Source organism: Ruegeria sp. YTSA075, assembly GCF_059610245.1.
Genome location: NZ_JBXWNG010000005.1, coordinates 37377 through 51841, shown reverse-complemented (window position 1 = coordinate 51841; position 14465 = coordinate 37377). Strand labels below are relative to the sequence as shown.

Here is a 14465-nt window from a genome sequence, read left to right as displayed (position 1 = left end):
TATAAATGAACATGTGTTCAATTACTGAAGTATAGCGCAGAGGCAGACCAAATGTTCCAGGCGGCAATGACATTCGATCTCGGCGAAGATGTAAACGCGCTGCGCGAAATGGTGCATCGCTGGGCGCAGGAACGGGTCAAGCCGATGGCCGCCGAGATCGACGCATCCAATGCTTTTCCCAATGAGCTATGGTCCGAGATGGGGGAGCTTGGCCTTCTGGGCGTAACGGTACCCGAGGAATATGGCGGGGCCGGAATGTCCTATCTGGCTCATACAATTGCGGTAGAGGAAGTGGCGCGTGCCTCGGCCTCGGTTTCGCTGTCATATGGTGCGCACTCGAACCTGTGTGTGAATCAGATCAAGCTGAACGGCAATGAGGAACAAAAGCAAAAATACCTGCCACGCCTGATCTCTGGGGCGCATGTGGGCGCATTGGCGATGTCCGAATCTTCGGCAGGTTCGGATGTGGTTTCGATGAAACTGCGCGCGGAAAAGCGCAACGATCACTATCGGCTGAATGGCAACAAATACTGGATCACAAACGGGCCGGACGCAGATACGCTGGTCGTCTACGCCAAGACCGACCCAGAGGCCGGCTCTAAAGGGATCACCGCATTTCTGATCGAAAAAGAGATGGCCGGTTTTTCGACCTCGCCCCATTTCGACAAGCTTGGAATGCGTGGGTCCAATACAGCAGAACTGATCTTTGAAGATGTCGAAGTGCCGTTCGAAAATGTTCTGGGCGAGGAAGGCAAGGGCGTTGCCGTTCTGATGTCAGGTCTTGACTACGAACGGGTCGTGCTGGCCGGGATCGGAACCGGGATCATGGCAGCCTGTCTTGATGAGATCATGCCTTATCTGGCCGAGCGCAAGCAATTTGGCAAACCCATTGGCAGCTTTCAGCTGATGCAGGGCAAGATCGCGGACATGTATACCGCGATGAACTCTGCCCGGGCTTATGTCTACGAGGTCGCGAAGGCCTGCGATCGTGGGGATGTGACGCGGCAGGATGCAGCGGCGTGCTGTCTCTATGCCTCGGAGGCGGCAATGACGCAGGCGCATCAGGCTGTTCAGGCCATGGGCGGGGCCGGGTTCCTGTCGGACGCGCCGGTCAGTCGGATTTTCCGGGATGCCAAGCTGATGGAGATCGGCGCGGGCACCAGCGAAATTCGCAGGATGCTGATTGGCCGCGAATTGATGAGCGAGATGCAGTGAAGAAAACGCCCCACTGACTTTGTGTCGGCGGGGCGCTTTGGATTGGATCAGAACCGATGGACGTAGGACACACCGACCAGCCAGGGATCGATTTCGGCGGTGCCGATATCGGCGCCATCCAAGGTCACGTCCGAGTCGATGTCGAACCAGCGCACATTCAGTCGGACCGCACCGTTTTGGGTAACCTGGTAGTCCAGCCCGGCCTGCAGCGCGACGCCGAACGAGTTATCGACCTTGAGATCCCCCAACGGAGAGCTTTCGTCAAAAAAGATCGTGTAGTTCAGACCGGCACCGACATAGGGCTTCCAGGCGCTATTGGTCGGGAAGTGATAGTTCAGCGACAGGGTCGGGGGCAGGTGCTTGACGCTGCCCGCGTCGGTGCTGCCTCCCAGAGTTATGTCATGGCTGAACGGCGTTGCGGCCAAAAGCTCGATCCCCAGATTGTCGCGGATAAAGTACTCCGCGGTAAAGATCGGGCGGGTGTCCGCGTCGATATCTGCGCTAAGCCCCGCAAGCGTTCCGTTGTCGGATTTCGGGTCCAGATATCCCACACCTACGCCAAGGGTCCAGTCACCCTGCGATTGGGCAAATGCGGGTGCGGCCAAAGCGGCCAGCGCGGTCGAGAATGTCAATGCGGCGAGCGTTTTCATCATGGTCTTGCCTTTGGTTTTGTTGATGCCCCTTGTGTGGCGGCAAAGGCCCATCCGCGCTCTGATCTGCATCAAGTTTCGCTTGGTTCTGGTTGCCTGTGTACGGCGGAAAAATTAAATGAAAAAAGAGGTCTAGCAGATGCTTGACCCTACGCGCATACCTGGTTTGCGCCCAGAGGGCGGCTGGGACTTGCCTGACCGGTTGAACATGGCGCGCCAGTGTCTGGATCATCCCGATGATCGTGTGGCCGTGATCGATCTGACCGGTCCTTCCGAACAGCGTGTGACCTATGAACAGCTGCATCATATGACCGACGGGATCGCCCGTGCCTTACAGCAGCAGGTGCAGCCAGGTGACCGGGTCGGTGTCTTGCTCAGCCAATCGCCATGGTGTGCCGCCACACATCTGGCGATCTGGAAGATCGGTGCGATCTCAGTTCCGCTGTTCAAGCTGTTCAAACAGGAGGCGCTACGGTCGCGAATTGGCGATGCCGGGGTCAAGCTTGTGCTGACCGATGTCGAGGGTGCCGGGCTACTTGAAGGAATCGCAAAGCCTCTGATCGCGTCTGATGTAGGGGTGTCGGGCGATCCGGTTTCCTTTGCTGAGACTGGTCCGGATGATCCGGCGGTGCTGATCTATACGTCGGGCACAACCGGCAGCCCCAAGGGTGCGCTGCACGGGCATCGGGTGCTGACGGGCCATCTGCCAGGCGTTTCAATCAGCCACAATCATCTGCGCGACGGGGACTGCCTCTGGACGCCTGCGGATTGGGCCTGGATCGGAGGGTTGTTCGATGTGCTGATGCCGGGGCTAGCGCTGGGCATACCGGTGGTTGCAGCACGTCTGGATAAGTTCTCGGCTGAGGCTTGCGCGGATGTGATCGCGCGCGGTGGCGTAAAGAACGTGTTTTTTCCTCCCACGGCGCTGCGGATGCTGAAAGCGGCGGATCAGAGCATCCCCGGCTTGCGCTCAGTCGCGTCCGGGGGGGAGCCGTTGGGGGCCGAGATGCTCGCCTGGGGTAAGCAGGCCTTTGGCCTGACGATCAATGAATTCTACGGTCAGACCGAATGTAATATGGTTGTCTCCTCGTGCGCGCAGGACTTTCCGGTGAACCCCGGCTGTATCGGCAAGCCCGTGCCGGGGCATGAGGTGGCGGTGATTAACCAGGATGGCAATCCGACGAGCGAGGAAGGCGACGTCGCTATCCGCCGTGGATCGGCCTCGATGCTGCTGGAATACTGGAACAATCCGCAAGCGACGGCTGAGAAGTTCCGAGGCGACTGGCTCATCACCGGAGATCGCGGCGTGTGGCAGGGCGACTATCTGCGCTTCGTGGGCCGCGATGACGACGTGATTACCTCAGCCGGATATCGCATCGGCCCGGCGGAGATCGAGGATTGCCTGCTGACCCACCCAGCCGTGGCAACCGTGGGCGTGGTCGGCAAGCCCGACCCGCTGCGGACCGAGATCGTGAAGGCCTATGTGGTGTTGAAACCTGGGGCCGAGGCCACAAGCGCGGAGTTGCAGGAGTGGGTCAAGGACCGGCTGTCGCAGTATTCCTACCCGCGAGAGGTGGCGTTTTTGGAGGAGTTGCCGATGACGGTGACGGGCAAGGTGATCCGGAAGGAATTGAAGGCGCGGGCAGTGGGGGAGATTCATAAATGAAGAATACTCTATTGTTAACGGCAGCTTTGATCGGTTCTCAGCTAGGAGCACCTCTCCCTGCGTTAGCCGACGAGAACGACCCGTTCGAATGGACACAGCGTTGCTTCTTAAGTTCACGAGATCAATTGGATCGGGCTGGGAAGAGGCAAGAGTGTATGGCGATCATTCTTGGGTATTGCCGTTATGCTGTCGACAGTCCTTCGTGTTTTGGAACTCTGGCGACGACTTACGAAAACCTATCAAAGGATATCATGGATAGCCTTCCGGATAGTCTAGATGCTCCATCTCCGCAGAAACAGTTCTTTGAGAACCGAATGGATATGCTGAACTCGACGAACGCAGATACTCAGTGCGAGAATTCAGACTCTGGAACAGAATGTGCCGCGTTTGTTTCGATGGGGCGCTATCTTGGCGCAATATCTTTGGCGGATTGGTTGGAAAAGAGGAAAGAAAGTCAGTGAAGTTAGTAAGCAAAGCAGTTCCGACCTCTGAGGTATTTAAAGCAAACCTCGCAGCCCATCTCGACGCGCTGGCACAGATATCCGAAGCTGCTGAAGCGGCCCGTATCGGAGGGGGTGAGAAATCCCGCGCGCGGCATGAATCTCGGGGCAAGATGCTCCCCCGACGCAGGGTTGCGAACCTACTCGATCCGGGCTCTCCATTCCTTGAAATCGGCGCGACGGCGGCGCATGGGATGTATGGCGATGCCGCGCCCTGTGCCGGTGTGATCGCCGGAATTGGTCGGGTACAGGGGCGAGAGGTCATGGTGGTCTGCAACGACGCCACCGTGAAGGGCGGCACATATTATCCGATGACCGTCAAGAAGCACCTGCGCGCGCAGGAGATTGCCGAGGAAAACCATCTGCCCTGTATCTATCTGGTCGATAGCGGTGGCGCGAACCTGCCCAATCAGGACGAGGTCTTCCCCGACCGCGATCATTTCGGGCGCATCTTTTACAATCAGGCACGCATGAGCGCCAAGGGGATCGCTCAGATCGCTGTGGTGATGGGCTCGTGCACGGCTGGTGGTGCCTATGTGCCTGCGATGTCAGATGTGACGATCATCGTGAAGGAACAAGGGACAATCTTTCTGGCCGGTCCACCTCTGGTTAAGGCTGCAACAGGCGAGGTTGTCAGCGCCGAAGACCTCGGCGGTGGCGATGTACATACGCGCCTGTCTGGCGTTGCGGACTATCTGGCCGAGGATGATGCGCATGCTTTGGCCTTGGCTCGGCGAGCCGTGGGGTCTTTGGGCGGTGCCGGGCTGAAACCCGGCCTACAGTTTGAAGCATCCGAGGAGCCTGCTTATGACCCTGAGGAAATCCTCGGCGTTGTTCCGGCTGATCTGCGCACGCCTTATGACATTCGCGAGGTGATCGCGCGGCTGGTCGATGGGTCGCGGTTTGATGAGTTCAAACCTCGGTTCGGCGAAACGCTGGTCACCGGTTTCGCCCATGTCAAAGGCTGCCCGGTCGGGATCATCGCGAACAACGGCGTGCTATTCTCGGAGGCCGCGCAGAAAGGCGCGCATTTTGTCGAGCTATGCTCACAGCGCAAAACACCATTGGTTTTCCTGCAAAACATCACCGGCTTCATGGTGGGCCGTAAATACGAAAACGAAGGCATCGCACGGCACGGGGCCAAGATGGTGACGGCGGTGGCGACGACCTCGGTGCCCAAGATCACGATGCTTGTTGGCGGTTCTTTTGGCGCTGGGAATTACGGCATGGCGGGTCGCGCCTACCAGCCTCGGTTTTTGTGGACCTGGCCGAATTCACGGATTTCCGTGATGGGCGGCGAACAGGCTGCGGGCGTTCTGGCAACTGTCAAACGGGACGGGATCGAACGGCAGGGCGGTATATGGTCCGCCGAAGAAGAGGCCGAATTCAAACGTCCGACACTACAGATGTTCGAGGAACAGTCGCATCCGCTCTACGCCTCGGCCCGGCTCTGGGATGACGGCATCATTGATCCGCGCAAAAGCCGCGATGTGCTGGCCTTGTCGCTCAGCGCTGCGCTGAATGCCCCGATAGAAGAGACGCGCTTCGGCGTGTTCAGGATGTAAGATGACCGATCTGGAACAGCTAAAAAACCGCTACCCCGGCGCCCAGACCTTCAAGTTCGGGGACAACGCCATGTTGAGTACTGAGCTGCTGGCCCTTGTGCGTGCAGGAAAGAAAACGGCGACCTGCGATGCATTGCGAAACTACCCCGAAGGCTCTCCTGACATGCCCGTGGTCGGGCGGCGCGATATTGCTTTGAACTGGGATGATCGCCCGGCCCTGGTGATCGAAACGATCAAGGTTACGATCTGTCGTTATTGCGATGTGACTGAGGAGTTTGCACTAGCCGAGGGCGAGAATGAAACGCTTGCGGGGTGGCGCGATGATCACCGACGCTATTTCGAGCGTAATGGCGGCTTCAATCCTGAGATGGAGTTGGTCTGCGAGCGATTTCGTCTTGTCGAAGATCTGGCGGCTGAGGGGTAAGCCATGTTCAACAAAATCCTGATTGCCAACCGGGGCGAGATCGCCTGTCGGGTCATGGAAACGGCTCAGAAAATGGGTGTGTCCTGTGTTGCTGTGTATTCCGATGCGGATGCCTCGGCCAAGCATGTGCAGATGGCGGATGAGGCCGTTCATATTGGCGGTGCAGCCCCGGCGGAGAGTTACCTGAAAGGCGATGAGATCATTCGGGCCGCGCTTAACACTGGCGCTCAGGCGATCCATCCGGGGTATGGGTTTTTGTCCGAAAATCCCGATTTCGTGGATGCGGTTGAGGCGGCCGGTTTGACCTTTATTGGTCCATCAGCGGATGCGATCCGCAAGATGGGCCTCAAGGACGCTGCCAAGGCGTTGATGGAACAGGCGGGCGTGCCCGTAGTTCCCGGCTATCATGGCGACAATCAGGATCCCGAGCATTTGGCCGGGGCGGCCGACACAATAGGCTATCCGGTGCTGATCAAGGCCGTGGCGGGTGGCGGCGGCAAAGGGATGCGGCTAGTTGAACGACCCGAGGATTTCGCATCTGCCTTGGACAGCGCGCGAGGTGAGGCCAGAACAGCCTTCGGCAATGATGTTGTATTGGTTGAGAAATTTGTCGCCAAGCCCCGCCATATCGAGGTGCAGGTGTTTGGCGACGGCACACATGCAGTTCATCTGTTCGAACGGGATTGCTCGCTTCAGCGGCGACATCAGAAAGTGATCGAAGAGGCTCCGGCCCCCGGCATGACCGCTGAAATGCGCGAGGCCATGGGGCAGGCAGGTGTCCGTGCGGCTGAGGCGATTGGCTACAAAGGTGCCGGGACGATTGAGTTCATCGTCGACGCGTCCGACGGGCTGCGCCCGGATCGGTTCTGGTTCATGGAAATGAACACGCGCCTACAGGTTGAGCATCCGGTGACCGAGGCGATCACGGGTGTCGATCTGGTCGAATGGCAGCTTCGCGTTGCAGCGGGTGAAAGCCTGCCGAAGCAGCAGAATGACCTGTCGATCAACGGGCATGCGTTCGAGGCGCGGCTCTATGCCGAAGATGTGCCCAAGGGGTTCTTGCCAGCAACAGGTACCCTGACCCATCTGTGCTTTCCGCAAGGGTGTCGGGCAGATAGTGGCGTGAGGGCGGGGGATACGATCAGCCCGTGGTATGATCCGATGATCGCAAAGGTGATCGTGCATGGTCCGACCCGCGCAGTTGCGCTTGAGCAGTTACATCGTGCGTTGCAGGGAACCGAGGTCGCCGGAACCGTGACAAACCTGTCATTCCTGGGGGCACTGACCCGACATACTGGCTTTGCGTCGGGCGATGTTGATACAGGGCTGATCGGGCGCGACCTTGACGAATTGGTACAGGCGGTACCGCCACGGCCTGAAACCCTTGTGGCGGCAGCCATGCAAGCTTCGAACCTGGCGGACACGCAGGCAGACGCTGGTTTCTCGCTTTGGGCGCCTCTGCATCGTGCGGTTCAGCTGATATCCGGCGAGGATCGTATCGAGCTTGATGTTCAAGTTATCAGCGCCGAGCAGCAGGACTGGAAGGTGGGTGAGACGGTCGTCACGACACAACGCCAGGACGGGCGCTGGCGGATCAACGGAAAACCGATGCCTAACGTCGCGGTCACTGGTCTCTGGATCACAGTTTTCGAGGATTATGGTCAGAGTTTTGACCTGGTTGATCCGTTGGATCGCGAGGCAAGCGCGGCTGGGGATACCAACCTGATCGAGGCGCCAATGCCGGGGCTTGTCAAAGCGGTCTTTGCGGTGGTCGGTCAAACCGTCAAGGAGGGCGACCGTTTGGCGGTGCTGGAGGCGATGAAGATGGAACATTCCCTACTCGCTGCTCGGGATGGTGTTGTCGCTGAGGTTCTGGCCAAGGACGGCGCGCAGGTTGAAGCCGGAGCCGCGTTGGTTCGGTTGGAGGACAGCTAGGCTGTTCGAAGGTCTGGGCATGTGTCACGATCAGTTTGGACATCAAAGGGAGATGAGGCATGGGCGAACGCGTAGAAATTTTTGAAGTCGGGCCGCGGGACGGGTTGCAGAACGAAACGCGCGACATTCCGGTGTCCGAGAAGATTGCGCTTGTTGATTGCCTGTCGAATGCCGGGTTCAGCCGAATCGAAGTGGCAAGCTTTGTCTCACCCAAATGGGTTCCCCAGATGGCAGGCAGTGCCGAGGTTTTGGCTGGAATAACGCGCGCAAAGGGTGTGCGATATGCGGCCCTGACCCCCAATATGCGGGGGTATGAAGATGCTTTGGCAGCGCAGGCAGATGAGATCGCGGTTTTTGCTTCGGCTTCCGAGGGATTCTCGAAAGCCAATATCAATGCCTCCATTGCCGAGTCGATTGAACGGTTTACCCCGATCCTGGACGCCGCGCGGCACATCGACCTGCCAGTGCGCGGCTATGTCTCTTGCGTGACCGACTGCCCGTATGATGGGCCGACACCGCCCGAAAAAGTGGCCGAGGTCGCGGATCTTTTGTTCTCTCACGGCTGCTATGAGGTGTCTTTAGGCGATACAATCGGGCAGGGGACGCCAGACAAGATTGCACGGATGCTGATGGCGGTGCGCGAACGTGTCCCCGTAACCCGGCTGGCTGGGCATTTTCATGACACGAATGGCCGGGCATTGGACAATATCGATGCCTCGCTTTCACTGGGTATCCGTGTGTTCGATGCCGCCGTTGGTGGCCTTGGAGGTTGCCCCTACGCCCCTGGTGCGGCGGGCAATGTCGCGACAGAAGCCGTTGCGGCGCATCTGGAACGGTTGGGATATGCCACCGGCCTGGATGCCACAGTGTTGGATAAAGCCGCGCAGATGGCGCGTGCCATGAGGGGCTAAGATGTACGAAACGATCTCTGTCGCCACAGATGCACGCGGCGTTGCGACCCTGTGCCTAAACCGTCCGGAAAAACACAACGCGATGTCGGCCATGATGATCGCCGAACTTACGCGCGCAGCGCAGGATCTAGAACATGACCCCTCTGTTCGGGTTGTCGTGCTGACCGCGACGGGCAAATCCTTTTGCGCTGGAGGGGATTTGGGTTGGATGCAGGATCAGATGGCAGCCGATCCGGCCACGCGTTTCGTCGAAGCACGAAAGCTTGCGGAAATGCTGCAAGCGCTCAACACGATGCCGAAACCCTTGATCGGTGCGTTGCAGGGCAATGCGTTCGGCGGAGGTGTGGGTCTGGTCGCTGTCTGTGATGTGGCAATTGGTGTTGAAACCCTGAAAATGGGCCTGACCGAGACAAAGCTGGGCCTGATCCCGGCGACGATTGGGCCTTATGTGATCGCACGTATGGGGGCAGCCAAGGCCCGCCGGGTTTTCATGTCAGCGCGTCTGTTTGATGCGGCCGAGGCCGTGACGCTAGGGCTTTTGGCCAAAACCGTCACGGCAGACGGGTTGGATCAGGCCATTGAGGACGAAGTTCTTCCCTATCTGAATTGCGCACCGGGGGCGGTTGCCTCGGCCAAGGCGCTGGTTCAGGACCTTGGGCCTCAGATTGACGATCAGGTGATTGACCACACGATTAATGCGCTGGTTTCTCGCTGGGAAACAGAAGAAGCGCATGAGGGCATCAAAGCTTTCTTTGAGAAACGTAAGCCCAAGTGGAACAACAAAGTTTAACTCTGATTCCGAGCGCGGTTGGGTGCTGAACACGCGAGCGCCTTTGGGTGTTTGTCAAGTTCAAGGTTGATGACCTGCGCGCTTGTGATCGGTTGACCCTCTGACCCTGCAGAGATAGAGAATGTCCAGTCAACTCGCCAATTGACCGCGCGCTCGATATGGATCGCGCAGGAAAGGAGCTACTCTTGGAAGAGCTGTTGCGGGAATATCTCCCGATCCTGGTGTTTCTGGCCGTGGCCGTAGGCCTTGGAATAGTACTGATTCTGGCGGCTGTCGTTTTGGCCGTCCGCAATCCCGACCCGGAAAAAGTCAGCGCATATGAATGTGGCTTCAACGCATTTGATGATGCGCGGATGAAATTCGATGTCCGATTCTATCTGGTCGCGATTCTCTTCATCATCTTCGATCTGGAAATCGCCTTCCTGTTCCCCTGGGCCGTTGGCTTCAAGGACATCAGCGATGTGGGTTTCTGGTCCATGATGGTATTCCTGGGCGTTCTGACCATCGGCTTTGCCTATGAATGGAAGAAAGGGGCCCTGGAATGGGAGTGATGACGGGTGCAAACACCGCTGGTGTCGACAAGGAAGTCGCCACTCAGGCCCTGAATGCCGAGCTTCAGGACAAAGGCTTTCTGCTGACCTCGACCGAGGACATCATCAACTGGGCGCGCACTGGCAGCTTGCATTGGATGACCTTTGGTCTGGCCTGCTGCGCGGTCGAAATGATGCATACCTCAATGCCGCGCTATGATGCGGAACGGTTCGGCATCGCACCGCGCGCCTCTCCGCGTCAGTCCGATGTGATGATCGTGGCCGGGACGCTGACCAACAAGATGGCTCCGGCGCTGCGCAAGGTTTACGATCAAATGCCCGAGCCGCGCTATGTGATCTCAATGGGGTCCTGCGCCAACGGCGGCGGGTATTATCACTATTCCTATTCCGTCGTGCGCGGCTGTGACCGGATCGTCCCGGTGGACATCTACGTGCCCGGCTGCCCTCCGACCGCCGAGGCGCTGCTCTATGGTCTGATGCAGCTGCAACGTAAAATCCGCCGCACCGGCACGATTGTACGCTGAGGGAGAGAGCGGATGAGCGAAGCACTCAAAGAACTCGGCACACAGCTTGAACTAAAACGCTCGGATTGTGTCCTGTCCTGGGATGTGACCCATGGCGAATTGAACGTCGATGTTGCGCTGTCGAACCTTTTCGAATTCATTGAATTCCTAAAAAGCGACCGGTCCTGTCAATTCTCGACTCTCGTGGACATCACCGGCGTTGATTACCCCGAACGGGCCAAACGGTTCGACGTGGTCTATCACTTCCTGTCGATGTACCAGAACCAGCGCATTCGCCTGCGGGTGTCGATCCGCGAAGAAGACATGGTGCCCTCGATTGTCGATGTACACCCCTCGGCCAATTGGTTCGAGCGTGAGGTGTTTGACATGTTTGGCATCCTGTTCTCAGGCCATCCGGACTTGCGGCGCATCCTGACGGATTATGGCTTTCGCGGCTATCCGTTGCGCAAGGATTTCCCGACCACGGGCTATACCGAAGTGCGCTATGACGAAGCGCAAAAGCGTGTGGTCTATGAGCCCGTGTCTCTGGTGCAGGAATACCGTCAATTCGATTTCATGTCCCCGTGGGAAGGTGCAAACTACATCCTGCCGGGTGATGAGAAACAGGAGACCGAATGATGGGGGGTATCTGGTGGCTGATCTTATCGGCACTGACCATCATCCCGATGGTGAAGATCTTGCCGTTTTTTGGGATCAACAAGGTCTGGTGCCTTTTGTGTCTGATCCCGTTTGGTACGATTGCCCTTCTGTGGTGGGTCGGGATCAAGCTACAGGAAATGGAGCGCCGCTGAGATGATGCTGGGGGAACTGATCGCACTAGGGGCGCTGGGCGTTCTTCTGGCCGGGGCCGCTGCCAAAGCCGTTGAGGCGAAAAAGGTCCGGGTTCGGGCTGAGGCAAAGAAACGACGGGGGCGTTGATGGACGGCTCAAGATATGATGACGGCAGCTCGGATGCGCTGAGCGGAGAACAGAAGATCCGCAATTTCAACATCAACTTCGGCCCGCAACACCCTGCGGCGCACGGGGTTTTGCGTTTGGTGCTCGAACTTGACGGTGAAATCGTCGAGCGTTGTGACCCGCATATCGGCCTGCTGCACCGTGGTACGGAAAAGCTGATGGAAAGCCGGACCTATCTGCAGAACCTGCCGTATTTCGATCGTCTGGATTACGTGGCGCCGATGAATCAGGAACATGCCTGGTGTCTGGCGATTGAAAAGCTGACTGGTGTGGAAGTGCCGCGCCGTGGCTCTCTGATCCGGGTTTTGTACTCCGAGATCGGGCGCATCCTGAACCACCTGCTGAACGTGACCACGCAGGCGATGGACGTCGGCGCGCTGACCCCGCCTCTGTGGGGGTTTGAAGAACGCGAAAAGCTGATGGTGTTCTATGAGCGGGCCTGCGGGGCCCGCCTGCACGCCGCCTATTTCCGCCCCGGCGGTGTCCATCAGGACCTACCACCCGAACTGCTGGACGATATCGAGGCGTGGAGCCACGAATTCCCCGCCGTTCTGGACGATATCGACGGTCTACTGACCGAAAACCGCATCTTCAAACAGCGCAACGCCGATATTGGCGTTGTGACCGAGGATGACATTCAGAAATACGGTTTCTCGGGCGTTATGGTCCGTGGCTCGGGCCTAGCATGGGACCTTCGCCGCGCGCAACCTTATGAATGCTATGACGAGTTCGAGTTCCAGATCCCGGTCGGCAAGAATGGCGACTGCTACGACCGCTATCTCTGCCGCATGGAAGAGATGCGCCAGTCCCTGCTGATCATCCGTCAGGCCATCGCCAAGATTCGCGAGTGCCCGGGCGACGTTCTGGCACGCGGCAAGATCACCCCACCGAAACGGTCCGATATGAAGACCTCGATGGAGAGCCTGATCCATCACTTCAAGCTCTACACCGAAGGGTTCCACGTCCCCGCAGGCGAGGTCTACGCCGCTGTCGAGGCCCCCAAGGGTGAGTTCGGTGTTTATCTGGTCGCCGACGGCACCAACAAACCTTACAGGGCCAAACTTCGCGCACCGGGGTTCTTGCATTTGCAGGCGATGGACCACGTTGCCGGAGGACACCAACTGGCGGATGTCGCCGCGATTATCGGCACGATGGACGTCGTGTTTGGGGAGATTGATCGTTAATGTTCAATTTATTGCTCTTCGCGGCTGCTATGTGCATAGTTATTTGCCCCATCGCTGGGTTCGTAACTCTTTCGCGAGGAAATCTCGGGTGGGCATTTGTGAATCTAGTCGGTTTCGTGAGCGGAGTCGCTTTCATTGTATTTGCCTTCGTTGAACTGAGGCAATTGGGTGGATTGGGGCAATAAGCAGATGAAACATGTATTTTTGATAAATCGGTCTTGTGCCGCTCTACAAAAACCCTTTCGAATGAGGGCTATGTAATGCTCCGCCGTCTTCACCCCGAACAACCCGAAAGCTTTGCCTTCACCTCTGCCAACCAGCAATGGGCCGAAGCGCAGGTCACCAAGTACCCCGAGGGCCGTCAGGCCAGCGCGGTGATCCCGCTACTGTGGCGCGCGCAAGAGCAGGAGGGGTGGCTGACCCGTCCGGCGATTGAATCCGTCGCCGACATGCTGGGCATGGCCTATATCCGCGTGCTCGAAGTGGCCTCGTTCTACTTCATGTTCCAGCTGCAACCGGTTGGTTCTGTGGCGCATATTCAGGTCTGTGGCACGACCTCCTGCATGATCTGCGGGGCCGAAGACCTGATAGCGGTCTGCAAGGACAAGATCGCCGCCAAGCCGCATGAACTGTCTGCCGATGGCAAGCTAAGCTGGGAAGAGGTCGAATGCCTGGGGTCCTGCGCGAACGCTCCAATGGCGCAGATCGGAAAAGACTATTACGAAGACCTGACGGCCGAGAGCTTTGGCAAGATCATCGACGATCTGGCCGCAGGCAAAGTGCCAACACCGGGCCCTCAGAACGGGCGTTACGCAGCTGAACCGCTGGGCGGTCTGACCAGCCTGACGAACCATGACGCAGGCAAACCGCAATACAATGCCAGCGTGGCCTTGGCGACCGATCTGGGCGACACGGTCAAGCGCATCGACGGGACCGAGGTTCCGATCCTGACACCGTGGCTGGGCAAGGATGGCAAGGCAGCCGCGACCAAATCGGCCCCGAAACCGCCCAAAGCGCCGAAACCGGCCAAACCTGCTGTGAAACAGGCGGAGGAGGCGAAGGCTGCCAAGGAAGATCAGCCAGAAACGCTGACCGCAGCGCGGGATGGCAAGGCAGATGATCTGAAGATGCTGAAAGGCGTAGGCCCGAAGCTTGAGCAGACGCTGAATGAGCTGGGTTTTTTCCATTTCGATCAGATCGCAGCCTGGTCGCCCGAACATGTGGCTTGGGTTGATACACGGTTGAAGTTCAAAGGTCGGATCGAACGCGACGGTTGGATCGCACAGGCGGCCAAGCTGGCGGCGGGGGAAGAGACCGAGTTTGCCAAGCGCGCCAAGAAAGACGGTGTGTACGAAGACTGAGATGGACACGGATAAGGAACAGGCCATCGCCCGCAAGGGCCGACATATCGGCATCGTCATTGCCGTGACGATGGCGATCTGGCTTGCCATGAACCTGTTCATCGGTCCCGCTTTGGGGCTGACAACGCGCCACGCATTGTTTTTTGACCTCGCCGCATTGGCCGGGTTCATCTATGCGGGCGTCAACATATTTCAACTCTGGCGCATGCGTCAGGAAAGCCGAAGGTAACAC

General features: G+C 58.2%; 17 protein-coding genes. 16 read left to right on the top strand and 1 reads right to left on the bottom strand.

Translation table 11 applies throughout. From position 1 onward, the window contains the following. Positions 1–51: 51 nt before the first annotated feature. Positions 52–1215 carry an isovaleryl-CoA dehydrogenase gene (locus AC2FGE_RS11225; protein WP_496819308.1) on the top strand — a complete coding sequence of 388 codons (1164 nt, stop codon included), beginning with the start codon at positions 52–54 and terminating at the stop codon, positions 1213–1215. A 47-nt stretch (positions 1216–1262) separates the two neighbouring features. Here AC2FGE_RS11225 and AC2FGE_RS11220 read toward each other — a convergent pair whose 3' ends face one another. Next, the gene (locus AC2FGE_RS11220; RefSeq protein WP_496819556.1) at positions 1263–1868 is read right to left on the bottom strand and encodes an OmpW/AlkL family protein; all 606 of its coding nucleotides are present in this window, start codon (positions 1866–1868) and stop codon (positions 1263–1265) included. A gap of 136 nt (positions 1869–2004) precedes the next feature. Here AC2FGE_RS11220 and AC2FGE_RS11215 point away from each other — a divergent pair, with 136 nt between their 5' ends. The 15 genes from AC2FGE_RS11215 (at position 2005) to AC2FGE_RS11145 (ending at position 14462) form a co-directional block, all read left to right on the top strand. Beyond that, entirely contained in the window at positions 2005–3531 is a 1527-nt protein-coding gene (locus tag AC2FGE_RS11215; protein ID WP_496819307.1) for an AMP-binding protein, read from the top strand. Further along, positions 3528–3992, top strand: coding sequence for a hypothetical protein (locus tag AC2FGE_RS11210; protein ID WP_496819306.1), 465 nt, complete (start codon positions 3528–3530; stop codon positions 3990–3992). The genes AC2FGE_RS11215 and AC2FGE_RS11210 overlap by 4 nt, the downstream gene beginning before the upstream one ends. After that, positions 3989–5596, top strand: a complete 1608-nt coding sequence (locus AC2FGE_RS11205) for a carboxyl transferase domain-containing protein (protein ID WP_496819305.1) — start codon at positions 3989–3991, stop codon at positions 5594–5596. The genes AC2FGE_RS11210 and AC2FGE_RS11205 overlap by 4 nt, the downstream gene beginning before the upstream one ends. A gap of 1 nt (position 5597) precedes the next feature. Then, positions 5598–6020 carry an ASCH domain-containing protein gene (locus AC2FGE_RS11200; protein WP_496819304.1) on the top strand — a complete coding sequence of 141 codons (423 nt, stop codon included), beginning with the start codon at positions 5598–5600 and terminating at the stop codon, positions 6018–6020. A 3-nt stretch (positions 6021–6023) separates the two neighbouring features. Further along, complete coding sequence (locus AC2FGE_RS11195; RefSeq protein ID WP_496819303.1) at positions 6024–7955, top strand: acetyl/propionyl/methylcrotonyl-CoA carboxylase subunit alpha; 1932 nt, start codon at positions 6024–6026, stop codon at positions 7953–7955. Between the two features lie 59 nt (positions 7956–8014). Next, positions 8015–8866, top strand: a complete 852-nt coding sequence (locus tag AC2FGE_RS11190; RefSeq protein ID WP_496819302.1) for a hydroxymethylglutaryl-CoA lyase — start codon at positions 8015–8017, stop codon at positions 8864–8866. A gap of 1 nt (position 8867) precedes the next feature. Then, on the top strand, positions 8868–9656 hold the full coding sequence (locus tag AC2FGE_RS11185) for a crotonase/enoyl-CoA hydratase family protein (RefSeq protein ID WP_496819301.1): 789 nt from the start codon (positions 8868–8870) through the stop codon (positions 9654–9656). Positions 9657–9841: 185 nt separating this feature from the next. After that, the gene (locus AC2FGE_RS11180) at positions 9842–10207 is read left to right on the top strand and encodes an NADH-quinone oxidoreductase subunit A (protein ID WP_170532281.1); all 366 of its coding nucleotides are present in this window, start codon (positions 9842–9844) and stop codon (positions 10205–10207) included. Then, positions 10198–10731 carry a NuoB/complex I 20 kDa subunit family protein gene (locus AC2FGE_RS11175; RefSeq protein ID WP_037307875.1) on the top strand — a complete coding sequence of 178 codons (534 nt, stop codon included), beginning with the start codon at positions 10198–10200 and terminating at the stop codon, positions 10729–10731. The genes AC2FGE_RS11180 and AC2FGE_RS11175 overlap by 10 nt, the downstream gene beginning before the upstream one ends. Positions 10732–10743: 12 nt before the next feature. Continuing rightward, positions 10744–11349: an NADH-quinone oxidoreductase subunit C gene (locus AC2FGE_RS11170; protein WP_496819300.1), complete on the top strand. Its 606-nt coding sequence runs from the start codon at positions 10744–10746 to the stop codon at positions 11347–11349. Then, positions 11346–11522, top strand: coding sequence for a hypothetical protein (locus AC2FGE_RS11165; protein WP_496819299.1), 177 nt, complete (start codon positions 11346–11348; stop codon positions 11520–11522). The genes AC2FGE_RS11170 and AC2FGE_RS11165 overlap by 4 nt, the downstream gene beginning before the upstream one ends. A gap of 1 nt (position 11523) precedes the next feature. After that, the gene (locus AC2FGE_RS11160) at positions 11524–11649 is read left to right on the top strand and encodes a hypothetical protein (RefSeq protein WP_496819298.1); all 126 of its coding nucleotides are present in this window, start codon (positions 11524–11526) and stop codon (positions 11647–11649) included. Next, a complete protein-coding gene (locus AC2FGE_RS11155; protein ID WP_496819297.1) occupies positions 11649–12872 on the top strand; it encodes an NADH-quinone oxidoreductase subunit D in 1224 nt (407 codons plus the stop codon). Before AC2FGE_RS11160 ends, AC2FGE_RS11155 begins: the two co-directional genes overlap by 1 nt. A gap of 260 nt (positions 12873–13132) precedes the next feature. Further along, the gene (gene nuoE, locus AC2FGE_RS11150) at positions 13133–14233 is read left to right on the top strand and encodes an NADH-quinone oxidoreductase subunit NuoE (RefSeq protein WP_496819296.1); all 1101 of its coding nucleotides are present in this window, start codon (positions 13133–13135) and stop codon (positions 14231–14233) included. 1 nt (position 14234) lies between these two features. Further along, complete coding sequence (locus tag AC2FGE_RS11145; RefSeq protein WP_170532293.1) at positions 14235–14462, top strand: DUF5337 domain-containing protein; 228 nt, start codon at positions 14235–14237, stop codon at positions 14460–14462. Positions 14463–14465: the final 3 nt, after the last annotated feature.

Coding starts and splice junctions, on each gene's coding strand:
- AC2FGE_RS11225 (WP_496819308.1), top strand. CDS start 52: ATGTTCCAGGCGGCAATGACATTCGATCTCGGCGAAGATGTAAACGCG.
- AC2FGE_RS11220 (WP_496819556.1), bottom strand. CDS start 1,868: ATGATGAAAACGCTCGCCGCATTGACATTCTCGACCGCGCTGGCCGCT.
- AC2FGE_RS11215 (WP_496819307.1), top strand. CDS start 2,005: ATGCTTGACCCTACGCGCATACCTGGTTTGCGCCCAGAGGGCGGCTGG.
- AC2FGE_RS11210 (WP_496819306.1), top strand. CDS start 3,528: ATGAAGAATACTCTATTGTTAACGGCAGCTTTGATCGGTTCTCAGCTA.
- AC2FGE_RS11200 (WP_496819304.1), top strand. CDS start 5,598: ATGACCGATCTGGAACAGCTAAAAAACCGCTACCCCGGCGCCCAGACC.
- AC2FGE_RS11195 (WP_496819303.1), top strand. CDS start 6,024: ATGTTCAACAAAATCCTGATTGCCAACCGGGGCGAGATCGCCTGTCGG.
- AC2FGE_RS11190 (WP_496819302.1), top strand. CDS start 8,015: ATGGGCGAACGCGTAGAAATTTTTGAAGTCGGGCCGCGGGACGGGTTG.
- AC2FGE_RS11185 (WP_496819301.1), top strand. CDS start 8,868: ATGTACGAAACGATCTCTGTCGCCACAGATGCACGCGGCGTTGCGACC.
- AC2FGE_RS11175 (WP_037307875.1), top strand. CDS start 10,198: ATGGGAGTGATGACGGGTGCAAACACCGCTGGTGTCGACAAGGAAGTC.
- AC2FGE_RS11170 (WP_496819300.1), top strand. CDS start 10,744: ATGAGCGAAGCACTCAAAGAACTCGGCACACAGCTTGAACTAAAACGC.
- AC2FGE_RS11165 (WP_496819299.1), top strand. CDS start 11,346: ATGATGGGGGGTATCTGGTGGCTGATCTTATCGGCACTGACCATCATC.
- AC2FGE_RS11160 (WP_496819298.1), top strand. CDS start 11,524: ATGATGCTGGGGGAACTGATCGCACTAGGGGCGCTGGGCGTTCTTCTG.
- AC2FGE_RS11155 (WP_496819297.1), top strand. CDS start 11,649: ATGGACGGCTCAAGATATGATGACGGCAGCTCGGATGCGCTGAGCGGA.
- nuoE (WP_496819296.1), top strand. CDS start 13,133: ATGCTCCGCCGTCTTCACCCCGAACAACCCGAAAGCTTTGCCTTCACC.
- AC2FGE_RS11145 (WP_170532293.1), top strand. CDS start 14,235: ATGGACACGGATAAGGAACAGGCCATCGCCCGCAAGGGCCGACATATC.